Annotated in this window: 20 protein-coding genes; 11 read left to right on the top strand and 9 right to left on the bottom strand. The window is 72.6% G+C overall.

The genetic code is table 11. The features are described 5' to 3' along the window. Positions 1–10: 10 nt before the first annotated feature. From ON26_RS21300 to ON26_RS21285, 4 genes are read right to left on the bottom strand one after another with little or no spacing between them, the layout of a single operon-like run. Positions 11–1183 carry a VWA domain-containing protein gene (locus ON26_RS21300; protein WP_085999065.1) on the bottom strand — a complete coding sequence of 391 codons (1173 nt, stop codon included), beginning with the start codon at positions 1181–1183 and terminating at the stop codon, positions 11–13. Further along, a complete protein-coding gene (locus ON26_RS21295; protein ID WP_040797977.1) occupies positions 1167–3626 on the bottom strand; it encodes a DUF5682 family protein in 2460 nt (819 codons plus the stop codon). The genes ON26_RS21300 and ON26_RS21295 overlap by 17 nt, the downstream gene beginning before the upstream one ends. Continuing rightward, a complete protein-coding gene (locus tag ON26_RS21290) occupies positions 3623–4759 on the bottom strand; it encodes an ATP-binding protein (RefSeq protein WP_245545938.1) in 1137 nt (378 codons plus the stop codon). The genes ON26_RS21295 and ON26_RS21290 overlap by 4 nt, the downstream gene beginning before the upstream one ends. Further along, complete coding sequence (locus tag ON26_RS21285) at positions 4756–7263, bottom strand: DUF5691 domain-containing protein (protein ID WP_040797976.1); 2508 nt, start codon at positions 7261–7263, stop codon at positions 4756–4758. Before ON26_RS21285 ends, ON26_RS21290 begins: the two co-directional genes overlap by 4 nt. Before the next feature lie 692 nt (positions 7264–7955). Here ON26_RS21285 and ON26_RS34690 point away from each other — a divergent pair. Genes ON26_RS34690 through ON26_RS21265 form a run of 6 tightly spaced genes read left to right on the top strand, consistent with a single transcriptional unit; the run spans position 7956 to position 11779 of the window. Further along, entirely contained in the window at positions 7956–9377 is a 1422-nt protein-coding gene (locus tag ON26_RS34690; RefSeq protein WP_245545941.1) for an AAA family ATPase, read from the top strand. Continuing rightward, a complete protein-coding gene (locus ON26_RS34685) occupies positions 9292–10467 on the top strand; it encodes an AAA family ATPase (protein ID WP_245545937.1) in 1176 nt (391 codons plus the stop codon). The genes ON26_RS34690 and ON26_RS34685 overlap by 86 nt, the downstream gene beginning before the upstream one ends. Beyond that, positions 10452–10931: a hypothetical protein gene (locus ON26_RS21275; protein WP_245545936.1), complete on the top strand. Its 480-nt coding sequence runs from the start codon at positions 10452–10454 to the stop codon at positions 10929–10931. The genes ON26_RS34685 and ON26_RS21275 overlap by 16 nt, the downstream gene beginning before the upstream one ends. Then, on the top strand, positions 10928–11077 hold the full coding sequence (locus tag ON26_RS33925; RefSeq protein ID WP_169333756.1) for a hypothetical protein: 150 nt from the start codon (positions 10928–10930) through the stop codon (positions 11075–11077). The genes ON26_RS21275 and ON26_RS33925 overlap by 4 nt, the downstream gene beginning before the upstream one ends. Beyond that, positions 11074–11472: a YchJ family protein gene (locus ON26_RS21270; RefSeq protein WP_040797974.1), complete on the top strand. Its 399-nt coding sequence runs from the start codon at positions 11074–11076 to the stop codon at positions 11470–11472. Before ON26_RS33925 ends, ON26_RS21270 begins: the two co-directional genes overlap by 4 nt. Positions 11473–11494: 22 nt before the next feature. Beyond that, positions 11495–11779 carry an Rdx family protein gene (locus ON26_RS21265; RefSeq protein ID WP_040797973.1) on the top strand — a complete coding sequence of 95 codons (285 nt, stop codon included), beginning with the start codon at positions 11495–11497 and terminating at the stop codon, positions 11777–11779. A gap of 284 nt (positions 11780–12063) precedes the next feature. On the opposite strand, the gene ON26_RS21260 is transcribed toward ON26_RS21265, so the two are convergent. Beyond that, positions 12064–12291: an FmdB family zinc ribbon protein gene (locus ON26_RS21260; protein WP_040797972.1), complete on the bottom strand. Its 228-nt coding sequence runs from the start codon at positions 12289–12291 to the stop codon at positions 12064–12066. A 213-nt stretch (positions 12292–12504) separates the two neighbouring features. Between ON26_RS21260 and ON26_RS21255 the strand changes: the two genes are divergently transcribed. Then, positions 12505–14082, top strand: a complete 1578-nt coding sequence (locus tag ON26_RS21255) for a carboxylesterase/lipase family protein (protein WP_083884260.1) — start codon at positions 12505–12507, stop codon at positions 14080–14082. A gap of 4 nt (positions 14083–14086) precedes the next feature. Here the strand turns inward: ON26_RS21255 and ON26_RS21250 are convergent, their stop codons facing one another. The 3 genes from ON26_RS21250 to ON26_RS21240 form a co-directional block, all read right to left on the bottom strand. Further along, a complete protein-coding gene (locus ON26_RS21250; RefSeq protein ID WP_040797971.1) occupies positions 14087–15394 on the bottom strand; it encodes a cytochrome P450 in 1308 nt (435 codons plus the stop codon). A 105-nt stretch (positions 15395–15499) separates the two neighbouring features. Beyond that, on the bottom strand, positions 15500–16222 hold the full coding sequence (locus ON26_RS21245) for a TIGR03089 family protein (RefSeq protein ID WP_040798005.1): 723 nt from the start codon (positions 16220–16222) through the stop codon (positions 15500–15502). Then, a complete protein-coding gene (locus ON26_RS21240) occupies positions 16210–17676 on the bottom strand; it encodes an LCP family protein (RefSeq protein WP_051027319.1) in 1467 nt (488 codons plus the stop codon). Before ON26_RS21240 ends, ON26_RS21245 begins: the two co-directional genes overlap by 13 nt. 245 nt (positions 17677–17921) lie before the next feature. Between ON26_RS21240 and rfbD the strand changes: the two genes are divergently transcribed. From rfbD to ON26_RS21225, 3 genes are all read left to right on the top strand, one after another. Continuing rightward, the gene (gene rfbD, locus ON26_RS21235) at positions 17922–18779 is read left to right on the top strand and encodes a dTDP-4-dehydrorhamnose reductase (RefSeq protein ID WP_040797970.1); all 858 of its coding nucleotides are present in this window, start codon (positions 17922–17924) and stop codon (positions 18777–18779) included. 219 nt (positions 18780–18998) lie between these two features. Next, complete coding sequence (gene manB / locus ON26_RS21230; RefSeq protein WP_040798003.1) at positions 18999–20078, top strand: mannose-1-phosphate guanylyltransferase; 1080 nt, start codon at positions 18999–19001, stop codon at positions 20076–20078. 199 nt (positions 20079–20277) lie between these two features. Beyond that, positions 20278–21747, top strand: coding sequence for a phytoene desaturase family protein (locus tag ON26_RS21225; protein ID WP_040797969.1), 1470 nt, complete (start codon positions 20278–20280; stop codon positions 21745–21747). An 18-nt stretch (positions 21748–21765) separates the two neighbouring features. On the opposite strand, the gene ON26_RS21220 is transcribed toward ON26_RS21225, so the two are convergent. Next, positions 21766–22509: an SDR family oxidoreductase gene (locus ON26_RS21220; protein WP_040797968.1), complete on the bottom strand. Its 744-nt coding sequence runs from the start codon at positions 22507–22509 to the stop codon at positions 21766–21768. 102 nt (positions 22510–22611) lie between these two features. Here ON26_RS21220 and ON26_RS21215 point away from each other — a divergent pair, with 102 nt between their 5' ends. Then, positions 22612–23448, top strand: a complete 837-nt coding sequence (locus ON26_RS21215; RefSeq protein ID WP_040797967.1) for a helix-turn-helix domain-containing protein — start codon at positions 22612–22614, stop codon at positions 23446–23448. Positions 23449–23470: the final 22 nt, after the last annotated feature.

Here is a 23470-nt window from a genome sequence, read left to right as displayed (position 1 = left end):
GCGCGATCCTTCACGCTCGCCCGGCCCGGCCGGCGTTCGCATCCGCCCACGCGCGGACGTCGCCGCGGTCGAAGGCGACGGCCAGCAGGTCGGGGAAGGCGTCCGGCGTGCACGCGAAGGCGGGGATGCCGAGCGCGGCGAGCGCGGCGGCATTGTCGTGATCGAAGGCCGGAGCCCCTTCGTCGCTGAGAGCGAGCAGCACGACCACCTGCGCACCGGAATCGCGCATGGCTCGCACGCGGCGCAGCATCTCGGCGCGGATACCGCCTTCGAAGAGGTCGGAGACCAGGACGAACAGGGTGTCGGCGGGGCGGGTGATCAGCGACTCGCAGTAGGCGAGCGCGCGGTTGATGTCGGTGCCCCCGCCGAGTTGCGTGCCGAACAGGACGTCGACGGGGTCGTCGAGCCGGTCGGTCAGATCGACGATCTCGGTGTCGAAGGCGACCAGGTGGGTGCGCAGTGAACGCAGCGAGGCCAGCACCGCGCCGAACACCGAGGCGTAGACGACGCTGGCGGCCATCGAACCGGACTGGTCGATGGCCAGCACCACTTCGCGGCGCACCGCCTGGCTCTTGCGGCCGTAGCCGACCAGGTGTTTCGGCACGACGGTGCGGTACTCGGGCAGATAGCTGGCGAGATTGCGGCGAATGGTGCGGTCCCAGTCGATATCTCGTGGCGCGGGCCTCGAGGTGCGCGCGGCCCGCTCGAGTGCGCCGCCGACAGACGTGCGGGTGTGGGTGGCGATGCGCTCCTCGACCTGGCGCACCACCCTGGCCACCACTTCCCGCGCGGTCTGCTTGGTGGTCTCGGGCATGACGCGGTTGAGGCCGATCAGGGTGCCGACCAGATGCACGTCCGGTTCGACGGCCGCGAGCAGTTCGGGTTCCAGCAGGAGTTCGGTCAGGTCCAGGCGGTCGATCGCGTCGCGCTGCATGACTTCGACGACGGTGGACGGGAAATAGGTGCGGATGTCGCCGAGCCAGCGCGCCACCCTGGGGGCCGACCCGCCGAGCCCGCCGCCGCGGGCGCCGCCGCCGGGTTCGCCGTCGGTGTTGTAGAGCGCGCCCAGCGCCCGGTCGATCGCCACGTCCTCGGACGTGCCGAGGCCGCCGAGTTCGGGTTCGGCGGCGGCTCCGAGCACGAGACGCCAACGCCGGGCCCTGGTGTCATCGATGTCCGGCACTGTCGTCCTTTCCGCGAATGCCGAGCAGGGCGGCGACGGTGCCCATGGCGCGACGCCCGCGTTCGTCGTCGATGACCGCAACCGCGGCCGCGGGGGCAGGCGCCCGGGCACCGGAATCGCGCACGGCCCGCCCGATCGCCTGCCGCTCACCGGATTCGAACGTTCCGAAGGTGCGCCGCAGCACCGGAAGTGTTTCCGTGAACTGGTCCTCGTCGAGCCCGCGCAGCCACCGGTCGATCAGCCGTAGCAGCGGGCGGTCGTGCACGAGCAGCAGGCCCTGGCCGCCGACGAAGCCGTCGACCCACGACGCCTTCTGCGTGGCGGTCGTGCCCACCGACAGTGCCGCCGACAGCCGGACCGCCGCCTCCTCGGAAGCCAGCACACCGGCGTCGGTGAGCAGCCGCACCGCCCGCCCGACCAGCGCGCCGTGCACGCCGTCGCGGTCGGCCAGCCGGGTCAGCGCGTCGATCCAGGTGGCTGTGGCGTCGGCGTCGTCACGGATGTGGATGGCCAGGTGGACGGCGTCGAGCAGAGCGCGCAACTGTTCGGCGGCCGCGGTGTCCAGGCCGGTGACCGCACCGGGCAGGCCCGCGCAGGCGCGCACCAGCAGGCCGTCGGCCACCTCGGCCAGCGCGGCGGTGTCGGTGCCGCGCACGTCGCCGTAGCGCAAGGTCCGGATCAGGCCGGGCAGGGCGGCCAGCAGGTGGGTGACGTCGTGATCGAGCGCGGCGATCTCGGCCCGCCGGCCGATGAGCGCGGGCACGGCGCCGGTGAGGTCGGCCAGCAGGGCTTGTTCGAGCGCGTCGGTCAGGTCGGCCAGGGTGCGGTCCGCGCCGTCGGCGGTGTCGAGGACCTTCGCCTCCGCGGCGGCCCGCAGCGTGGTGCCCCACCGCGACGCCTCGATCACCGCGACCGCGAATTCCGGCCGCCAGCGCAGCATCCAGCTCTCCCGGAACGTACCGGTCGCGCGCACCCCGCTGGTTGCCGGTGTGCCCCAGGGGATTCCGAGCAGCGCCAGGCGGTGCAGCAGGTGCGAGCGCTCCCGCTCCCGCTCTTTCCGCAGGTCCAGGTCGATCGCCCGTCCGGTAGGCTCCTGTTTCAACCGCAACCTGCGTGCGGTGGCCCGCAGATCCGCGTCCAGCGGCACCGTCGGCACGGCCTCCGGGACCGCGCCCAGCGCCTCACCGACGACCAGTTCGTCGGTCACCACCCGCACCATGGTGTCGTCGCCGCCGCACATCACCGACCGCACGGCCTCGGTCACCTCCGACAGCCCGGCCAGCGGACGGTCTCGCATGGCCGCGAGTGTGTCGGCCAGTCGCACGGCTTCGATGACGTGCGCGCTCGACACCGGCAGATCGTGCGCCCGCAGCACCCCCGCCACCCGCGTCAGCCAGCGCACGATCGGCTGCTCGGTGGCGGTGAACAGATGGTGGTACCAGCCGGGTGAGTCGATGCCCGCGCCGTAGCCCGAGGCGCTGGCCAGCCGCGAGTGCGTCCACGGAATCCAGGTCAGGTCGGTCTTCACCTTCGCCGCGCCCTTCAGCAACCGGGCGTCCGGAGCCGCCGGTCCGAGGGGGCCCGCCAGCGCGGGGGCGTGCCAGGCCCCGCACACCACGGCCAGCCTGCGTGCGCCGCTCTCGAGCGTCTTGCGCATCACCTGCCGCATGTATGCCTCGCGGCGCAGCGTGTGCTCGTCGATCTGCTCGGCGTCCTCGCGCAGGGCCGCCATCGCCTCGGTCAATGCGTCGAATATGTCGCTGTCGGAGAGGATTTCGTCGACCGAACCGGTCGGGTGGCGGCTGTCCGCGTCCGATCGCGGTGTTCCAGCGGTGTCGGACACCGGTTCGGTGCGTGTGCCCTCGTCGTGGTGTGGCCGGTCCGGCGCTGTGTCGGTGCCCGCGCCCTCGTCGTGGCGTCGCCGGTCCGACACCGGGTCGGTCCACGCTCGTCGTACCGTGTCCGGCGCGGACTCGACGACGGCATCCCACCAGCGTTCGGCGTCGTCGTAGCCGCCCGCTGCCGCCAGCCGGGCCAAGGGGTCGTCGCGATCGCCCGGCGCCTGGCCGGCGGCGAGCACCATGCTCGCCGGCAGATCGCAGAATCCCACCGGCACCGCGTGTTCGGCCGCATAGCGCAGCGCCTGCCACTCCGGGGAGAAGATCGCGAACGGCCAGAACGCCGCCCGGTCGGGATTGCCCGGCACATACGCCAACAGTGCCACCGGTGGCTGCATGTCTTCGGCAGCGACGTGGGCGACCAGCGGATCGGCATCGGCCGGGCCCTCGATGAGAATCGTGTCCGGGCGGAACCGCGCCAGCGCCGCCGCCAGGGAGCGCGCCGATCCCGGCCCGTGGTGCCGGATCCCGAACACGCGGGTGACGGCGTCGTCCGCCGGGCCGGTCGCCGCGGATGCGCTGGGCGCGCGCGTCGTCCCGGTCAACCGGTGACCTCGCGGCAGGCGCGGTAGAACTCGGCCCAGTCCGGGCGCTCCCGGACGACGGCTTCCAGGTACTCGGTCCACACGGCGGTGTCGGCGACCGGGTCCTTGACGACGGCGCCGAGCAGGGCGCCGGCGATGTCGGTCGGGCGCAGCACGCCGTCGCCGAAGTGGGTGGACAGCGCTATCCCGTTGGTGAGCACCGAGATCGCCTCGGCGGTCGACAGGGTCCCCGAGGGCGATTTGAGTTTGGTGCGGCCGTCGGCGGTCAGGCCGGAGCGCAGTTCGCGGAAGACCCGCACCACCCGGCGCACCTCCTCGGCGGCGGCCGGGACCGGCGGCAGTTCCAGTGCGGCGCCGAGTTGCTCGACGCGGCGGGCGACGATGGCGACCTCGTCCTCCTCGTCGGCGGGCAGCGGGAGCACCACGGTGTTGAAGCGCCGGCGTAGCGCGGAGGACAGTTCGTGCACGCCGCGATCCCGGTCGTTGGCCGTCGCGATCACATTGAAACCCTTGGCGGCCTGCACTTCCGTGCCCAGCTCGGGGATCGGGAGGGTCTTCTCCGAGAGCACCGTGATGAGCGCGTCCTGCACATCGGAGGGGATGCGGGTGAGTTCCTCGATACGGGCGATGGATCCGCCGCGCATGGCCGTCAACACGGGGGAGGGCACCAGCGCGCCCTCGGTGGGACCTTCGGCCAACAGCCGCGCGTAGTTCCAGCCGTAGCGCACGGCCTCCTCGGTGGTGCCGGAGGTGCCCTGCACGAGCAGGGTCGAGTTCCCGGCGATGGCGGCCGAAAGATGTTCGGAAACCCATGTTTTGGCGGTGCCGGGGACTCCGAGCAGCAGCAGTGCGCGATCGGTGGCCAGCGTGGCGACCGCGACCTCCAGCAAGCGGCGCGGGCCGACATATTTCGGGGTGACGACGGTGCCGTCGTCCAGAGTGCCGCCGAGCAGATAGGTGACCACCGCCCACGGCGACAACTGCCACGACGGCGGGCGCGGGCGCTCGTCGACGGCGGCCAGCGCGCGCAACTCCGCCGCGTAGGCCTGTTCGGCATGTGGGCGGAGCAGGTCGGGCGCGGCGGTCGTTGCGGGGGTGGTTGTTGCGGGGGTGGTCGTGTCGGGGGAGGTCATCGCAACTCCTCGAGCATCATCGAGCGGTGGTTGAGGTCGTCGGTGAGCCGGTCGAAGGCCCGCTGCCAGGACGGATCCGCGCAGCGGCCCGCCGCCACCGCGAGCGATCCGGTGGCGTCGACGGGCAGGTGGGTCGCGGCCGCGGTCAGCAGCGACCGGTGCGCGGCGGGCCCGGTGCCGTGCCCGCCCCGGTTCTGCGCCGCGATCCGCGCCCGCTCCAGCAACAAGAGGATCACGTGCTGGGCCAGCTCCTGCGGCCAGGGGTGCTCCATGGCGGGCAGCAGCGCCTCCAGTTCCGACAGCCACGCGCTGTCCAGGCGGCGCAGATGGGCGACCCGAGCCGCCTGCGGCATGAGTGCGAACAGCTCGCGGCGGCGCAGCAGCGCGGTGTCGGAGGGCACGCCGTTGCCGAACAGGGCCGCGGCCCAGGTCGGATCGCGCTGCTGCAGGGTGGCGTCGAGCAGCCCGTCGAGCAACGGCTGACGGTAACGGTCGGGAATTCGCGCGCGCAGGGCCGCGCGCGGCTCGCCGACCGCGTCGGTCCAGTAGCCGACCGGAGTGGCCGCCACCAGCTGCCGCAGCCGTCCCGCCGTGAGGTCGGGGACGCCGTTCCAGCGGTAGCTGAACTCGACGGTGCGGTCGGTGATGCCGTCCCGCCGCGCCGCGTCGTCGAGTTCCTCCGGCAGATCGACATGCACCGCCACGGTGTCCCCGGAGCGCTCGATCCGCAGCCAGCGCGCCGCCCGCGCCCGCATACGGCGGGCGAACGCCGAATCCGGCAGCAGGGCGAGCAGGCCGGCGGCCCGACGGCGGACCTCGGCGCGCCGGTCGTCCAGCGCGGCCTCCAGCACCGGCTCGTCCCCGGGATCGAGCTCCTCGGCGAGCGCGGCGAGCAGCTCGGCCCGGCCCGGATCGGCGTCTTCCGGCGGCACCCGCTCGAGCAGCCCGCGCGCGGTCGCCGGGTCGGGACGGCGCTGTCCGGCCGGCAGTTCGTGCCAGCTCGGATGCTGCGCCGCCAGCCATTCCCCGCGCGCCCCGGCCAGGCGCAGCAGCGGGTCGCGCAGGGCGGGATCGATCCGCGCGGTTTCGAGCAGTCGCGCGCACAGCGCGTCCGGTGCGCGGTAGTCGTGGGGCAGCGCGGCCTCGAACCACTCGGGCAGGAACGGTGACCGGGCGCGCAGCAGCTCCGACAGGCGGATCGCGGCGGCCTCGGGCAGGAGCGGGCGCGGGTCGTCGGGTGCGGGGCGCGGTGGCGTCGCGGTCTCCGGGGTGCGCGCGGCGATTTCGTAGACCTCGCGCAGCGCCGCGGCTTCGAGCAGCACGAGCGGCGGATCGCCGGTCAGCTCGGCGACCAGTTCGGCCACGGGAGCGGGCAGATCGCGCGGTTCCGGTGGCCGCCGGGCCGTGCCGAGCAGCGCGGTGGTGGTGAGCTCGTCCGGGCCGGGCGCCGCTGTGGCGGCCGGGCCGAGGACCCACCCGGATTCGGGCGCGGTATCCGGCTCCCGCACATCGACGATCTCGCCGCCTGCCTGCAGCGAGATCGGGATCAGGCCGTCGGCGGTCCACTCACCGAACAGCGTCACCGGATGTCCGCCCGCGGCCCCGAGCATCCGCCACGGCGGCACCGGGCCGGTCAGCGGCAGGGCCGCGCCCGTCGCATCGACCACCGCCCGGCGTTCCCCGTCGACGAGCGGGACCACTTCGGGCAGCAACACCGGCCACGAGCGCAGCCACGGGTCCGCCGAGAGCGCCTCGGTGTAGGCGGCCAGCGCCGCCTCGCAGGCCGAGTCGGTGCCATGGGGTGGCGCGTCGGCCGGTGCGGGGGCAGCAGGCGCGGGAATGGTCGTGAACGGTTGTTCGGCGCCGTGCCGCACACCCCACAGCGCCCGCAGCGGCGGGATGCCCGGGTAGTAGTGCAGTTCGGCGTCGACCATGCGCCCTGGCGGCGGCGCGGTCGCGGGGAAGGCCGGATCGTCGCCGAAACTGTGCTCCACCAGCAGCGCCCAGCGCTGGGTGTGGCGGCCGCGCAGCCAGGTGCGCCGGGTGTGCAGCCGGTCGTCGGCGCTGATCCGGATACCCAGCGTCATCCAGTGATCGCGCACCGCGGGCTCGGTCCGCACGGTCGCGGTGGGCATCGGGTAGCCGATGTGGGTGCGGACCGTGGCGGCGAGCGCCGGGGGCAGCTCGTCGAGTTCGCGATGCGCGATGACCAGCAGGTGCAGCGCCGCGAGCTCGGCGAGGGTACGGCGCGGCTGGTCCGGTGCGCCGCGATCGCCGTAGGCGAGTCCGCGCAGCCGGGCGGCTACGGCAGGGGCCTGGGCGTCGACCATGCGCGCTGCCATCGCCTCGAACCCGCTCGCCGATCCGTCGATGCGCGCCAGGCCGGTGCGCACCTGATCGGCGAGCCAGATGTCGAGTTCGTCGAGCCCCGCGGTGACCCGCCGCCTGCGCTGCGCCGCCGTCGCCGGATCAGGCGTGCGGGTCGTGGCGGGCCTGGCAGTCATCGGGTGGGTGTCGCCCTCGGAGTCGGTGCGGTCGCTGTCTCTGGCCCGATTTCTACCCGAGAGCACCGACAGCGCGGCGCTCGGCCCCTGGCGATTTCGTGGAAACCGCTGTGTGCGGCGGGAATTGGCGTGCATCGAAGTATTGCGCCGAACCAACCGGTCTGGCATTCTGTCCTGTTCGGCTCCGCCGGACCACCCGCATCGCGGGTGCTTCGCGTCGAGCTGCCCGTCTGGGTTGGTCGAGGGGTGGACATCGAAGCGCAGCGGCTCCTTCGATGGCCATTGCCATCCCTTGCGGGCAGGTTCGCGCGTTCGATGGCAAGGCCACGGTCAGAAGCGAGTACGAGCGCGAGAAGGATGCCTGGTCCCGCATGACCAGCACCATCGGCACGGGTGCCGGCGTCGGCACACTCCTCGGAAAGCCCGGGCGGCGCCGCACCGGCCGAGTAGCCACACTCCGCCCCGGCGAACTCGACGTGCACGTCTCATCCGATCCACGTCGAGACGGAGATCGGACACCGGAGTTCCGCTCATCTCGCTCGTCGGGTGCGGCCTCCGCCGAGCGACCTGGTGGTCGGCTCTTCGGCCGATGTGCGGAACCCGGGGGATCGGGTAGCGTTTCGTTCGGCTTTTCGACAACGGAGGCCGGATGCGGGGGCGGATCCGGCCGTGCTGGAGGGGGGATTTCCCGGGTGGGTTGGCAGCGATCGCTCGACACGGCGGGTGCGGCGAGCCTCGCCGCTCTGGTCGCCCAGCGGATCGCCGCCGATCCCACGGTCCCGCCGGATGTCGAGACGGTCGTCTTGGGCGCGCTCGGTGACTCGTTCCCGGCCGCAAGCGGTTTCACCGACGCCGACGGTTTCGGTTTCACCGGGGTGTTCCTGCGGGCGATCCGGGTGCGCGGATTCCGCGGCATCGGGGCGCAGGCCGAGCTGGCACTGCGACCCGGCCCGGGCCTGACGCTGGTCGTCGGGCGCAACGGCAGCGGCAAGTCCAGCTTCGCCGAGGCCGCCGAACTCGCTCTGACCGGCGGGAACAGGCGCTGGGACGGTCGCTCGGCCGAGTGGCGGGAGGGCTGGCGCAATCTGCACGACGGCGCGGGCACCCGCATCGAACTGGAGCTGCTCACGGCCGGTGCCGAACCGGCACCGCTGGTCGTCAAGGAATGGGACGCCCGCGCGACGCTCGACGAAGCCCGCTGGTCGCTGCGGCAGGCCGACGGCACAGCGGCCGATTTCGATGCCGCCGCCTGGGCGCCCGTCCTCGACCTCTACCGCCCGTTCCTGTCCTACAGCGAGCTCGGCAGCTTGGTGGACGGCCGTCCCAGCGACTTGTTCGACGCCCTGCACCAGCTTCTCGGCCTCGACGAACTGATCGCCGCCCAGGATCGGCTGCGCTCGCGCAGGCTCGACGGCGAGCGCGCTGCCAAACAGGCACGCGCCGACCGCGCCGCCCTGCTCGCCGAACTCGACGCCATCGCCGACGAACGCGCGGCTCGCGCGGCATCGGCCCTGCGCGCCGAGCGACCCGATCTGGCCGCCCTGGCCGAGCATCTGCGCGGCGACGCGGACACCGGCGACACCACCGCGCTGCGCGCCATCCTGGCGCTCACCGTCCCCGACTCCGAGGAGGTCGCAGCCGTCGCCGACCGGCTCGTCGCCTGCGCGGCCGCGCTCGACCAGCTGAGCACCACCGACGTCGACGCCGATCTGCGCACCTTCGACCTGCTGCGCCGGGCCCGTGCGCACGCCGCCGCGGCAGGTTTGTGCCCCTGCCCGGTCTGCGGCGGGGGCACCCTGGATCAGGACTGGATCGCCCGCCACCGACCGGACCCTCGCGGACCTTGCCGCCCGCCTCGCCGCCGTCACCGCCGCCCGGGCCGACCTCCACGCCGCCTGGCACGCGGCCCACGCACTGCCGAGCCAGGTGCCCGCCGAACTCGACCCGGCCCGCACCGTCCCGCCCGCGGTCGACACCGCCGCTCTGCACCGCGTCTGGTATCGCTGGGCCGCACTGGGTTTCGCTTCCATGGCCGAGCGGGTCCGGGCCGGGCACAGCGTCCCCGGCGCGCTCCCCGAGGACCCGCACACGGTGACCGCGGCCGACGCGCGTGAGTTCGCCGACCGCCTGCGCCACGCCCATGGCTGCCTGACCGACGAGCTGACCGCCGTGCGCGCTCGCGCCCGCAAGGAGTTCGAACGCCTCGACAGCGTGTGGAGCCCGCTGGTGCCCCGGCTCGCGGCCTGGCTCGACGACGCGGGCGCGGTGCACGCGCAGGCCGCTGAACTGCGCACCCTCAAGCGGGCCGAGGAGTGGCTCAAAGCGCTGACGGCACGGATGCGCGACGAGCGGATGGCCCCGCTGGAAGCCCAGTCCCGCTGGATCTGGCAGACCCTGCGCCAGCAGAGCAATGTCGAGCTGGGCGGCATCCGTCTGCAGGGCAATGCGGGCAGCGCCCGGCGCGTGCTGCTCGATGTGACCGTCGACCAGGTGGACGGCGCCGCGCTGGGCGTGATGAGCCAGGGCGAGTTGCACGCGCTGGGATTGTCGCTGTTCCTGCCGCGGGCGACGGTGGCCGACAGCCCCTTCCGCTTCGTCATGATCGACGATCCGGTGCAGGCGATGGACCCGGCCAAGGTGGACGGCCTGGCGACGGTGCTGGCCGCGGTCGCCAAGACCCGGCAGGTGGTCGTGTTCACCCACGACGAGCGCCTGGCCGAGGCGGTGCGCCGGATGGATCTGGACGCGCACGTACTGGAAGTGCAACGTCGGGAGCGCTCCGTGGTCGAGGTGCGCGCCGTCGGCGATCCGATCCGCCGCTACCTCGCCGACGCCCGCTCCCTGCTGCGCACTCCGCAGCTGCCGCCCGCCATCGCCGACGAACTCGTCGCCACCTGCTGCCGGTCGGCGGTGGAGGCCGCGGCTCTGGCCCGCAGCAGACGCGACCTGCTCGCCGCGGGCATGGACCACCGCGAGGTCGAACGCCACATCGAGAACGCGCAGACCACCCGCGCCATGGTGGCGCTCGCGGTCATGGGCGTGACCTACAACGTCGACCACCTCAACAAACATCTCGCCCGCGAGGGCAGGTGGCTGGTCGACGCGTTGCGCGACATCACCGCCGCCGCGCACGTGCCGATCGGCCGCGGCATGCGCGAATTGATCGCCGAGACCGAACGATTCATCGCGTGGCTGCGCCGATGAACGACCGCGCGCGCGGCACCCGCCGCATCCGCACGCGCCGCCGCATCCGCGAACCCGCGCCCCGCCCGGCCGTCGCCGAACGTCTGGACGCCGTCGACCGCCTGCTCGACGGCGAGGTCACCGCGGCGGGCGGCGTCTGGTCCCGTGCCACCGCGTGGATCCTGCGCCTGGCACTCGAACAGGCCGTCGACGACCTGTGGCACCGCGTCGCCCCCGACCTGGCGCGCTGCCCGATGCGGGCCCAGCTGCTCGCCCTGCGCGTCTACGCCGGTCCCGGGACCGCCGCCGCGGTCGCCGCGCTGTGGTCGGCCCTGTCCCGCGCCGCTCACCACCACGACTACGACCTCGCCCCCGATGTGGCAGACCTGCGCCGCTGGCGGGAGCAGACCGCCGCGCTGTCGGCCGAGCTGGCGCGGACCGGCCGATCCGCCGAATTACGCTGGGTCCGAAACGAACTCGAATGACCAGAACCGAGCCGGCGATGTGCCGCATCGCTCCGGGCGTGCTCGGCCACACCGATCCCGCCGCGGTTCCCCCGCTCGGCGGGCAGCGCGGCGTCACACCGGTGATCGATGCGCCCGACGGGGTCCGGAGGAGAATGTCGGCATGAGCGCATCGCGGAGCTGCCCCTGTCGTCGCGGCGACGAATACGCCGCCTGCTGTGGCCCGCTGCTGGCCGGCGATCGCCCCGCGGCGACGGCCGAAGCGCTGATGCGCTCGCGCTACACCGCGTTCGCCGAGGGCGATGCCGACTACCTGCTGCGCTCCTGGCACTCGAGCACCCGCCCGGCGCGGCTGGACCCGGACGAGACGCGCTGGCAGTTCCTGGAGATCGTGCGCACCGAACGCGGCGGCCTGTTCGACGACACCGGCGTGGTGGAGTTCGTCGCGCACTACCGGACGAGCGCCGGACGGGGCGTGCTGCACGAGGTGAGCCGGTTCGCCCGCGAGGACGGGCAGTGGCGCTACCTCGACGGTGACATCCTGGATCGAGCGCCGTCGTGAACCGAGCGGTAGCGTGCTGCCCATGAAGCGGGTCGCGATCGAGTACTGCACCCAGTGCCGCTGGCTGTTGCGGGCGAGCTGGATGGCGCAGGAACTGCTGAGCACGTTCGGCACGGAACTCGGCGAGGTGGCACTGATCCCCGGGTCGGGCGGGGTCTTCCGGATCACCGTCGACGACGAGCAGGTGTGGGAGCGCAAGGCCGACGGCGGCTTCCCGGAGATCACCGTGCTCAAGCAGCGCGTGCGCGATCGGGTCGCGCCGCATCACGATCTCGGGCACTCCGACCGGCGCGCCGAGGCAGGCTGACCGGCGGGCCGCTGCCTATGCCCCGCCCGCAGCGGCGTCGAGGGGCTCCTCACCGGACGACACCACATCCCGAATCCACGAGGCCATCCACTCCGTGTACCCGTCCGACGGGAATGTCCTCGACGGATACCGTGTCACTCGTCACGACAGGGCGCCGCACGGGCCTCGGGAACGAAGCCGCGCTGTCGCGAGGGGCCGGCCGCGCGCGATGACGCGTTGCGCCGCACTCGACGACATGTGCCCCGCTCGGCCGGCATCGGGAAACGGCTGCTCGAGGTGGAGAACTAGCCGCAGCAACCGCCGCCGCAGCAGCCACCGCCCGCGGGTGCCGCGGGCGCCGGGGCCGCAGCGGGCGCGCCACCCGACCGGCCGACGGTGGCGAAGGTGGTCAGCAGTTTGACCGTGTCCTCGTGCCCGGCCGGGCAGGTCGCGGGCTCGCCGGAACGGGCCATCGGACGATTGACCTCGAATGTATCGCCGCACTGGCGACACCGGAAGCTGTAGTTCGGCACGCGCCCAGGTTAGCGGGCGGTGCGCGCCACCGGTAGCGGCGCGAACTCCGGTTCGCGGTCCGGATCCGAGACCGAATGGTCGTGCGCGGACGTACCCTCGAAAGAGATCACCCGGTGCGGGCCCCGCGGATGTGGCGCACCGACGCCGCCACAACGCGGCGCCTTCGTCGTCGCTGCTGCGGGCCGCCACCGCAGGACACCAGGAGGTGCGCGATGACGACACGACCCGACACCGACGCCGGCATCCGGCTCGACGACTTCGGACCCATCGCGCACACCCGCAGCGGGCGGGTCCGCGGCGCCATGGCCGGATCGATAGCGATGTGGCGCGGCATCCCCTACGGTGCGCCGGTCACCGGCGCGAACCGGCTGCGCCCGCCACGGCCGCCGCAACCCTGGGACGGCGTGCGCGACTGCCGGGCCGTGGGCGATGTCTCCCCGCAGTCCCTCGGCCCGATGGTGCCGGTCGACTCCGCGCTCCGGATGGGTGAGGACTGCCTGTGGCTCAATGTCTGGGCGCCGACCGCGCCCGGCGAGGACGGCGCGCCGCGCCCGGTCATGGTGTGGCTGCACGGCGGCGCCTACTGCCTGGGTACCGCCGCCCAGGCGGTCTACGACGGTCGTGAACTCGCCGCGCGCGGCGGGGTGGTGATCGTCACCGTGAACTACCGCGTCGGGTTGCTCGGCTTCCTCGATCTGAGCTCGCTGTCATCCGACTTCACCGCCAATCTCGGTTTGCGCGACCAGATCGCGGCGCTGGAATGGGTGCGCGACAACATCGCCGCCTTCGGCGGCGATCCCGGCAATGTGACGCTGTTCGGCGAGTCCTCCGGCGCGGGCTGCGTGACCGCGCTGCTCACCGCCCCCGCCGCCGACGGCCTGTTCCACAAGGCGATCGCGCAGAGCCCGCCCGCCACCACCGTGTTCGGGGCGCAGCGCGCCGAACTGGTGGCGCGTCGTTTCGCCGAACTGCTCGACCTGCCGCCACGGCGCGCCGGGGACCTGACGGACATGCCGATGGAGCGGCTGGTGCAGGCCGCGGGCACGTTGTTCGACGAGGTGCCCACCAAGGAGCCGGGCCGATTGGCGGCCGCGCCGGTGGTCGACGGGGATCTGCTGCCCGACTATCCGATCAACGCCTTCCAGCGCGGCCGGTCCCACCGGGTGCCGCTGATCGTCGGCAGCAACAAGGACGAGGCCTCGCTGTTCAAGGTGTTCCGTTCGCCGATCATGCCGGTCACCCCGCAGGCGGTGACCATGATGCTGCGCGATGTGGCCGAGAGCCATCCCGATCTCTCACCCGAACGCCTGGCCGAAATCGCCTCGGCCTACCCGGATCTCACCACCCCGCGCGGCGCGCTGGCCATCTCCACCGACGCCGCCTTCCGGTTGCCCGCCCGGTGGGTCGCCGACGGACACTCCGCGCACTCGATGACCTGGGTCTACCGCTTCGACCACGCCACCCCGATGCTGCGCGCGGCCAGGATCGGCGCCGGGCACGCCACGGAAGTGCCCTACGTCTTCGGCAATTTCGGCACCCTGAACCCGGACCCGACCTTCTGGCTGGGTGGGCGCAAACAGGCCACCGAGGTGTCGGGGCGGATGATGCGCCGCTGGCTCGCCTTCGCCGAGCACGGGGTGCCCGCGGCACTGGACGGTTCCAAACACTGGGCGCCGTATCGGTCCGACGTCAGGCACACCCTGCTCATCGACGCCATCGACCGCACGGCGCCCGACCCCGATCACGCGCTGCACAGCGCGTGGGGCGATCAGGCGGTCGGCTTCCGCTGACGGCTCACGCGAGCGAGGTCTGCCCGGCGGGCGCGCGGGTGCCCAGCCGCACCGGCAGTCGCCGGTACCCGTGCAGGGTGAACAGTTCCCGCCTGCTCGGCGGCTCGGCCAGGCTCAGGCCGGGGAACCGTTCGAACAACGCCCGCAGCGCGTAGACGCCCTCCATCCTGGCCAGGCTCGCGCCGAGGCAGACATGGATGCCGCTGCTGAAGGACAGGTGGTCTTTGGCGTTGGCACGGGTGATGTCGAAGCGCTGCGGATCGTCGAACACCTTCGGGTCGCGGTTGGCCCCCGCCAGCGACACCGTGACCGCCTGGCCGGGCCGGAACGGCACCCCCGCCAGTTCCAGCTCGGTGAGCGCCACTCGTCCGGTGACCTGCACCGGCGGATCGAACCGCAGAATCTCCTCCACCGCGTTGGGCCACAGGTCGGGCTCCGCGCGCAACCGGGCCAGTTGCTCGGGATGGGCCAGCAACTGCACCACGCCGTTGCTGATGAGATTGACCGTGGTTTCGAAGCCGGCGCCCATCAGCAGGCTGGCTGTCGCCTTCAGTGCGTCGTGATCCAGCTCGCCCGCGCTGACCAGCGAACTGAGGATGTCCTCGCCGGGTGCGCGGCGCAAGGTGGCGATGTGGTCGTCGAGGTAGTCGTTCATCCGGTGCATGGCCCGGTTCGCCCGCCGCTGCACGCGCCAGGAGATGCCCAGATCGAGCAGCGGCGACATCAGGTCGCCCCAGTCGAGGAACATGTCCCGATCGGAATAGGGGAAGCCGAGCATCTCGGAGATGATCGCGATCGGCACCTGCGCGGAGTAGGCGGCCACCAGATCTGCCGACCCGCCGGAGGGCAGCCCGTCGAGTAGTTCGGTGGTGACCTCGGCGATCCGGTCGCGGAGCCTGCCGACGGCGCGCGGGGTGAACGCCGCGGCCACCGGCTTGCGCATGGCGGTGTGCTCGGGCGGGTCGATCACCAGCATGGACGGCGGCTCGACCGGACTCGGGGGCAGCGGGGAAGTCGGCATCACCGACCGGACCGCCTCGAACGGCACGAAGTGCTGCGGCGACTGCACGCCGAACCGGTTGTCGCGCAGGATCGCTCGCACCAGTTCGTGGTCGAACGACGCCCAGGTCAGCGGGGTGCGGACCAGTGGACGGTCCCCGCGCAACTGCTCGATCAGCGAGTACGGATCGCCGATGCCCTCCTCGCCCGCGATCAGCCGTGCGAAGGGATCGCCGCGACGCGCCTGGTTGCGCAGGACGAACCGTGGCACACCCTGCGCGAAGAGCCAACGCCACCATGCTGCCGGACTCATGTCTCCACCACCCCGTTCCGCTGTGATGGAGACCACGGTACGGGCGGGGCGGGCATTGCGAAACGGCCTGCGGGCGGATCGCCGGCTCCTCCTGCGGTAGGAGGGTCAGTCCAGCGTGACGGTGATGCGCTCGGTCTCGGTCCGGCGCGCCTGGGCGGCCGGGTCGGGGTCGACGACCTGCACCAGCGACGCGCCCGCCACCAGCACCGCAAGCAGTCCGTCGACCAGATCGCTCGCGTGCTCCCACGGCCTGGTCGACAGCACCCGGTCGCCCGGGCCGATGCCCTGGCGCAGCGCCGATCTGCGCGCGGCGTCGAACACCTCGCCCACCAGGTCGCCCTCCAGCGCGACGCCGGTGCCGCGCGGCATGAACTGATCGCCGTGTACGCGTACCGAGGTCGCGAAATCGGTGACGCCGACCGGCAGGTCGCGCACCGGCGCGCCCATCGGATCCAGCGACAGCGCCGCCACTTCCGGGATGGCGCCCGCCTCGTCGATCCGGTCGGGGGTCACCAGCGCGAGGTCGGCGTCGGGGTCCGCGTTCAGCACCACCTCCGTGCCCGCCCACCAGCAGCCGAGCAGCACGGCCGCGGTCTGCCAGTGCGCGGGCAGCAGCACCGCGACGCGCGCGCCGATGGTGAGCCCGAACTCGTCGCGGATCAGATTGGCGGTCTTGGCCGCCCAGTTCGCGAGAGTCGCGCCGGACAGTTCGATGCGGGCGCCGGTGGCGTCGTCGTAGTAGGTGATGCGCGGCGCCGCGGAATCCTGGGCCAGGATCGGGTCCAGGATGGCCTCGGTCAGTGTCGAAGTCTTCGTCAGTTCACGCATTTCGGTCCGTCCTGGCCTGCGTCGATCGGTGGTGCGGGGGGCACGGGCGTCGGGGTGGTCGACGTCGCGGTGAAGTCGAACAGCTCGGCCGCCTGCGAGCCCGGGCCACTGTAGTCGCTCGCGAGAACCACCGACACGGCCCCCGCGGGCAGTGTCGTATCGGCCACGATCGGCAGCCCGCCGAGGGCTTCGGCGACCGCCTCGGCCCCCGCGTCGGCGCTGTCGGCGGCCAGCACCCGTGAACCGGTCACACCCATCCCGGTGTAGTTCCCCACCTCACCGGACCGAAAACCTTTGCCCGCCAGCGCCTGGGAGACCTCACCCGCGAGCCCGCCGACGGAGCTGGCGTTGAAGACGTCCACGGTCACATTCGACGGCGTCACGCGCGAAGTCTCCCGCGCGGGGGAATCGCCCCCGACCAGCGAGGCCACATAGGACTTCACCGCGTCGGTCTCGACACGCACCACGGACTCGCCGTCACTGGTCATGCCGTTCAGATCGGCCACCGGGATGGTCTCGAACCGCACCTGTCCGCCGGAGAGATCCTGCAGCTGCTGCAGGAAGGCCAGCACGTCCCAGTCCTCGTCGACGACCACCGTGCGGCCGACCGCGTCGCCGAGTTCGCTCAGCCGTCCCGGGTCGGTGAGCGTCTTGGCGCTGAGCACCTGCCCCACCAACTGGGCCATGAACACCTGCTGGCGGACGATCCGGTCGAGGTCGCCGCGTGGCAGCCCGTGGCGCTGGCGCACGAAGCTCAGCGCCTGCGGCCCGTCCAGCCGCTGCCTGCCCGCGGGGAAGCTCGCGCCCGACATGGATTCCTCCACCGGCGCGTTCAAGCACACCTCGACCCCGCCGACGGCCTCGGTGAGCAGGACGAAACCGAGCAGGCTGATCTCGGCGTAGTGGTCGACGGAGATGCCGGTGAGCCCGGCGACCGTGTCGATCAGCGCTTTGCGTCCGGCCTGGGTGGACTGCTTCTCGGCTTCGGCCTCGGACGCGCCGCTGTCGAGCAGCTTCTGCCGCTTGTTCTCCTTGGTGACGCCGTAGGCGGAGTTGATCTTGCCCTTGCCGAGGCCGGGGATGTCGACGTAGGAGTCGCGGGGCAGCGAGATGGCGGTGGCCGAACTGCCGTCGTTGGGCACCCGGATCAGCACGAGGGTGTCGGTGTTGGTGCCGACCTCGTCACCGGCGTGCAGCATGGCGCGCTCGCTGTCGGTGAGCGGGTTGCCGTGCGCGTCGGTGCGGCTGTCCACACCGACCAGCAGGATGTCGACCGCGCCGTCGCGGCCGCCGCCGAGACCCAGATCACCGATGCGTTCGATCTTCGAGATCAGCGAATCGACGCTGTGCCAGGCGAAACCGGTCGCCACCAGCACGACCGCGGCCAAGGCCGCGACCGCCACCCGCATCGGGCGCGGCGATGCCTGCTCGGGCGCGGGGCCGGAAGCCCGCATCCGCACGGGTTCCCGGCGGTGCGGCCCCTCCGTGCCGCGCCTGCGTGTGCTGCGCGACGAATCGTTGCTTCGCGGCAAACCGAGCATCCTCTCGACGAATCGGCGACGCCCCCCTGGAAATCCCCCGTACCACGATCGACCCTCATCCCGAAGCGCAACTCGCCGGGCCGACCGGACTCAGGCTATCCAACGGTTACCGCCGCCGTGGGCACCTCGGTGGTTTCCGGCGTGCCAGACTTGCCGCCGTGACCGCCGCACCACCTCGCCGACCCTCCGCTCGCCTCGTCGTCACCGGCGCGGGCGGGCAGGTCGGCAGGCAGCTGACCCGTCTGGCCCCGCACGCGTTCGGATATACCCGCGCGCAACTCGACATAACCGACGCCGATGCCGTCCGGGCGGTGCTCGCCCCCGGCGATGTGGTGGTGAACTGCGCCGCCTACACCGCCGTCGACCGCGCCGAGTCCGAGCCGGGCGCCGCCTTCGCGATCAACGGGACCGGCCCCGCCGTGCTGGCCGCCGCGTGCGCCGAGGCGGGCGCCCACCTCATCCACCTGTCCACCGACTACGTTTTCGCCGGCGAGCACGACACCCCCTACGAGACCGATGACGACACCGGGCCCGCCACCGTCTACGGCCGCTCCAAGCTCGCCGGCGAACGGGCCGTCCTGGAGCTGGCCCCCGCCGCCCACGTCGTCCGGACCGCCTGGGTCTACACCGGCGACAGCGGCGACTTCGTCGCCACCATGCGCAGGCTGGAGTCCGAGCGTCCCACCGTCGATGTGGTCGACGACCAGATCGGTTCTCCCACCTTCGCCGCCGACCTCGCCGCCGGCCTGCTCGAACTCGCCGCCACGCCCACCGCGCCGCGGATCCTGCACGCCACCAACGCCGGCACGGCCAGCTGGTTCGATCTGGCCCGCGCGGTCTTCGCCGAACTCGGGGCCGACCCCGAACGCGTGCGTCCGTGCGATTCCACCGCCTTCCCGCGTCCGGCGGCCCGCCCCGCCTATTCGGTGCTCTCCGGCCGGGCCTGGCGGGCGGCGGGACTCACCCCGCTACGGGACTGGCGCGAGGCTCTGCACGCCGCGCTGACCGACCTCTGAGCCAGTCGCACCCCCATACGCCGAGCTGGCCCGAGCGCGTCCGCGTCGCACGCCGATCGCACCGGTCCCGAGAGCCTCTCTCCGCGGTGCCGGCGAGCGCTGCGCGGTCGGCTCCGACCCGCGGACTTGCCATCCGCTCCCGAAGTGCGGTTCGATCTGCGCTGCGCCACCAGGCGCGCCGGCGCGATCGGCAGTACCAGTGTGAACAGGGGAAGAACGATGGCAGGAGATTCCGGCACCGACGCCGTGATTCTGGTCGGCGGTCAGGGCACGCGGCTGCGTCCGCTGACCTTGTCGGCGCCCAAACCGATGCTGCCCACGGCCGGACTACCGTTCCTGACCCACCTGCTGGCGCGCATCGCCCAGGCGGGCATCACCCACGTCGTGCTCGGCACCTCGTTCAAGGCGGAGGTCTTCGAAGAACACTTCGGCGACGGCTCCGACCTGGGGCTGGAGATCGAGTACGTGACCGAGACCGAGCCGCTCGGCACCGGCGGCGGCATCCGCAACGTGCTGCCCAAGCTGCGCGCCGACACCGTCATGGTGTTCAACGGCGACGTGCTCGGCGGCACCGATCTGCGCGCGGTACTCGACACCCACCACTCGACGAATGCCGACGTCACCCTGCACCTGGTCCGGGTCGGCGACCCCCGCGCCTTCGGCTGCGTTCCCACCGACGACGAGGGCCGCGTCACCGCGTTCCTGGAGAAGACCCAGGACCCGCCGACCGACCAGATCAACGCCGGCTGCTACGTCTTCCGGCGCGAGTACATCGAGAAGATTCCCTCCGGCAGGCCGGTCTCGGTCGAGCGCGAGGTATTCCCGGCGCTGCTCGCCGAGGGTGCGCGCGTCCAGGCCCACGTCGACACCTCCTACTGGCGCGACATGGGCACCCCCGAGGACTTCGTGCGCGGTTCGGCCGACCTGGTCCGGGGCATCGCGCCCTCGCCCGCCCTGCCCGGCCAGCGCGGCGAGTCCCTCGTCCACCCCAGTGCGGGCATCGCGCCGGGCGCGTTGCTCATCGGCGGCACGGTGGTGGGTCGCGGTGCCGAGATCGGCGCGGGCGCCCGCCTGGACGGCGCGGTCATCTTCGACGGCGCCCGGGTGGAGGCGGGGGCTACGGTGGAACGCACCATCGTCGGCTTCGGCGCCCGCATCGGCCCGCGCGCCCTGGTGCGCGACGGCGTGATCGGCGACGGCGCGAACATCGGCGCCCGCTGTGAGCTCCTGCGCGGGGCCCGCGTCTGGCCCGGCGTCGAGATCCCCGACGGCGGCATCCGCTTCTCCACCGACGTCTGACCCGCCGCGCCCGACGAATACGGAAGAGCCCGTGGATGTTCCACGGGCTCTTCCGCATTGTCCGGCGCTCGCCGCGGCGAGCGCGGGTGGCCCGCCGAACACCGTCGCTCGACGGGCCGCCGGGAGGCAGGACGCGTCGGCGCGGAAAACCGCGGGCCGGGTCGTGGCCGGGAACTGTCCGAGCGCCTAGCGTGGGGATGTGACTGATGTGGCGGTGGTGGGGTCCGGTCCGAACGGTCTCGCGGCGGCGGTGACGCTGGCCGCGGCTGGATTGTCGGTGGAGGTGTTCGAGGCCGAGGAGACGGCGGGCGGCGGCTGCCGGACGGCCGAGCTGACGTTGCCCGGATACCGGCACGATGTCTGCGCGGGGGCCCATCCGATGGCGGTGGCCTCGCCGTTCTTCCGGGCGTTCGATCTCGTCGCGCACGGGGTGCAGCTGCTGACGCCGGAGGCCTCGTACGCGCATCCGCTCGACGGCGCCCGCGCGGGCGTGGCCTGGCGCGATCTGGAGCGCACCGTGGACGGTCTCGGACCGGACGGGACGGCCTGGCGGTCGCTGTTCGGGCCGCTGGTACGGCAGTGGGAGGGCGTCGTGGGGGTGGCGATGTCGGACCTGCGCCGACTGCCTCCGAACCTGACCGCGGCGGTGCGGTTCGGTACGCGAATGCTCGAACAGGGTTCGCCGCTGTGGAATTCACGCTTCTCGGCCGATGTGGCGCCCGCCCTGTTCAGCGGCGTCGCCTCCCATGCCATCACCTCGCCGCGCGCGGTGTCGGCTGTCGGGGCCGCACTGCTGCTCGGCACGCTCGCCCATGTCGACGGCTGGGTGATACCGCGCGGCGGCAGCCAGGCCATCGTCGACGCGATGATCGCCGAACTCGAGCGGCTCGGCGGGCGCGTGCACACCGGTCATCGGGTGGACTCCCTTTCGGAGCTGGGTTCGGTGAAGGCCGTCCTGCTCGACACCTCGCCCGCCGAGCTGGTGCGGCTGGCGGGGGAGCGGCTGCCGAGCCGATATGCCCGGCAGCTCGGGAAGTTCCGGTACGGGAACGCGGCGTGCAAAGTGGATTTCGCCCTCTCGGGCCCGGTGCCCTGGGCGTCCGCGGACTGCGCGAAGGCGGGCACGCTGCACCTGGTCGGCAGCCGCGCCGAGGCCATGGCGGCCGAAGGCGCGGTGGCCTCGGGCAGGCATGCCGAACGCCCCTACGTGCTGGCGATCCAGCAGGGCGTGGTGGACGATTCCCGCGCTCCCGCCGGTCACCACACCTTCTACACCTACGCCCACGTCCCGCACGGCTCCGACCGCGACATCACCGAGCAGGTGATCGCCCAGGTCGAACGCTTCGCCCCCGGCTTCCGCGACCTGATCATCGCCCACCACACCAGTACCGCCGCCGAATTGCCCCGGCACAACGCCAACTACATCGGCGGCGACATCTCCGCGGGCGCCATGACCGTGAAGCAGATGCTGGCCCGCCCCGCCCCCCGATGGAACCCGTACGCCACCCCGCTCCCGGGCGTCTACCTGTGCTCCTCGTCCACTCCGCCCGGCGGCGGCGTCCACGGCATGTGCGGTCTCACCGCCGCCCGCCACGCCCTGCGCCGCGAATTCGGCACCACCACCGACCCGTTGGAGCTGCTGCGCTCGCTCACTGCCGCCCGCCGATAGACCCCGGACCGCAGCGGATCAGACGAGCCGATGCCCGCCGTCGACATGCAGGACGGCGGCTGTCATGAACGGATTGCGCATCACCGAGAGCAGGGCCGCGGCGATGTCGGAAGCGCTGCCCACGCGGCGGGCGGGCAGGCGCTGTGCCATCTCCGCGAAGGCGGCTTCCTTGTCCATCCCGAGGTCCGCCCAGATGGGCGTGTCCACCCAGCCGGGCGAGACGACGTTCACCCGCACCGGCGCGAGCTCGATCGCCAATCCGTATGCCAGGGAGGCGAGACCGCCGTTGGCCGCGGCCAGGATGGTGTTGGTGCCGTTCGGCCGGTAGGCGTTGATGCCGGAGGTGTAGGTGATCGACCCGGTGACCACACCGGCCGCATACCGGCCGACCAGCCAGGCGCCGATGAGTTTGGTGTCCAGCGCGGCCCGGGCCGCGCCGACGGCGATGTCGCCACTGCGACCGTAGACGCCCGTCGCGTCCGCCGCGGTGACCACTACGTGCTCGACCTGCCCGATCTCCGCGAACAGTGCCGCCACATCGGCGTCCCGGCCGATATCCGCGGCGACGGTGTGCACCACGGCCTGCCGACTCGAGGCGTCCGCGCCCCGGTCCCGCGCATCCCGTTCCAGGGCGTCGCGGGCGAGGGCGAGCCGGGCGGGCGAACGGCCGACGAGGGTCACGTCCGCGCCCTCGGCGACCAGGACACCAGCCAGCGCGAAACCCATGCCGGAACTACCACCGATGATCATCACGTCAGTCATGGCCTCGAGCCTGCGCCGGAAGACCCGCGTGCGGCAGACCGCGCTCTTCCTGGGTGCGATACGGCCACCCACGCATCCCCACCGGATGGCAGACTCGACGCCGTGAACGCCCTGGCCGAGTTCCTGCGCAGCCGCCGCGGGTTGATCGGTCCCACCGAGGTCGGCCTGCCCGCCGGTCCCGGCGTGCGCCGCACCCCCGGACTGCGTCGTGAGGAACTGGCGGTGCTGGCCGGCGTCAGTGTCGACTACTACACCCGGATCGAGCAGGGGCGCGAGACCGCGCCCAGCGACGCGGTACTCGATGCGCTGGCGTCGGCGCTGCGCCTCACGGCTGACGAGCACGACCATCTGCTCGCTGTGGCCGACCGCGTCGCCGGGCGCACGCTTCGCCGCAGGCCCTCGCTCCCGCTGCCCGTGCGGCCCGGCCTGCTCGTGCTGCTGGAATCGCTGCGGCCCAGCCCCGCCTACCTGCTCGATGCGATCAACAACGTGCTCGCCGCCAATCCGGAGGGCCTGGGCCTGCTGCCCGGCCTCGGCGACGCACCGCCCACGCGCCGGAACATCATCCGATACACCTTCTTGCATCCCACGGCGCGGGCCGTCTTCGCCGACTGGGACCGCGTCGCCCGCAACAGTGTGGCTCAGTTGCGCGGCGCCGAACCGGACAATCCGGGTCCCACCGCCGATCTGGTCGCCGAATTGAGCTCGGCCAGCCGCGAATTCACCGCACTGTGGGGGCGGCACGAGGTGTGGGTCAAGCGCGGCGGCCGGACGAGCTTCCGGCATCCGCAGATCGGTCGCGTGACACTGGCGAGCGAGGTCCTCTCCGACGCGGGCAGCGGGCAACGACTGCTGGTCTACCAGGCGCCGGCGGGCACACCGGAACATGATGCGCTGGCGCTGCTGGCGCTCGCCGTCGAGGCCGGCGCCGTGTCGTGAGCGACGGAGTTCCGCCACGGGG

The sequence above is a fragment of the Nocardia higoensis NBRC 100133 genome, assembly GCF_000308595.1.
Lineage (GTDB): Bacteria > Actinomycetota > Actinomycetes > Mycobacteriales > Mycobacteriaceae > Nocardia > Nocardia higoensis.
Note: the sequence above shows the minus strand (reverse complement) of the source record. Positions and strands in the feature narration are given on the sequence as shown.

What these genes read in the sequence shown, in the direction of transcription:
- ON26_RS21285 (WP_040797976.1), bottom strand. Translation starts at nt 7,263, where the DNA reads ATGACTGCCAGGCCCGCCACGACCCGCACGCCTGATCCGGCGACGGCG.
- ON26_RS21220 (WP_040797968.1), bottom strand. Translation starts at nt 22,509, where the DNA reads ATGACTGACGTGATGATCATCGGTGGTAGTTCCGGCATGGGTTTCGCG.
- ON26_RS21265 (WP_040797973.1), top strand. Translation starts at nt 11,495, where the DNA reads ATGAAGCGGGTCGCGATCGAGTACTGCACCCAGTGCCGCTGGCTGTTG.
- ON26_RS34685 (WP_245545937.1), top strand. Translation starts at nt 9,292, where the DNA reads ATGGCCGAGCGGGTCCGGGCCGGGCACAGCGTCCCCGGCGCGCTCCCC.
- ON26_RS21290 (WP_245545938.1), bottom strand. Translation starts at nt 4,759, where the DNA reads ATGACCTCCCCCGACACGACCACCCCCGCAACAACCACCCCCGCAACG.
- ON26_RS21240 (WP_051027319.1), bottom strand. Translation starts at nt 17,676, where the DNA reads ATGCGGGCTTCCGGCCCCGCGCCCGAGCAGGCATCGCCGCGCCCGATG.
- ON26_RS21255 (WP_083884260.1), top strand. Translation starts at nt 12,505, where the DNA reads ATGACGACACGACCCGACACCGACGCCGGCATCCGGCTCGACGACTTC.
- ON26_RS21245 (WP_040798005.1), bottom strand. Translation starts at nt 16,222, where the DNA reads ATGCGTGAACTGACGAAGACTTCGACACTGACCGAGGCCATCCTGGAC.
- ON26_RS33925 (WP_169333756.1), top strand. Translation starts at nt 10,928, where the DNA reads ATGACCAGAACCGAGCCGGCGATGTGCCGCATCGCTCCGGGCGTGCTC.
- ON26_RS21270 (WP_040797974.1), top strand. Translation starts at nt 11,074, where the DNA reads ATGAGCGCATCGCGGAGCTGCCCCTGTCGTCGCGGCGACGAATACGCC.
- ON26_RS21250 (WP_040797971.1), bottom strand. Translation starts at nt 15,394, where the DNA reads ATGAGTCCGGCAGCATGGTGGCGTTGGCTCTTCGCGCAGGGTGTGCCA.
- manB (WP_040798003.1), top strand. Translation starts at nt 18,999, where the DNA reads ATGGCAGGAGATTCCGGCACCGACGCCGTGATTCTGGTCGGCGGTCAG.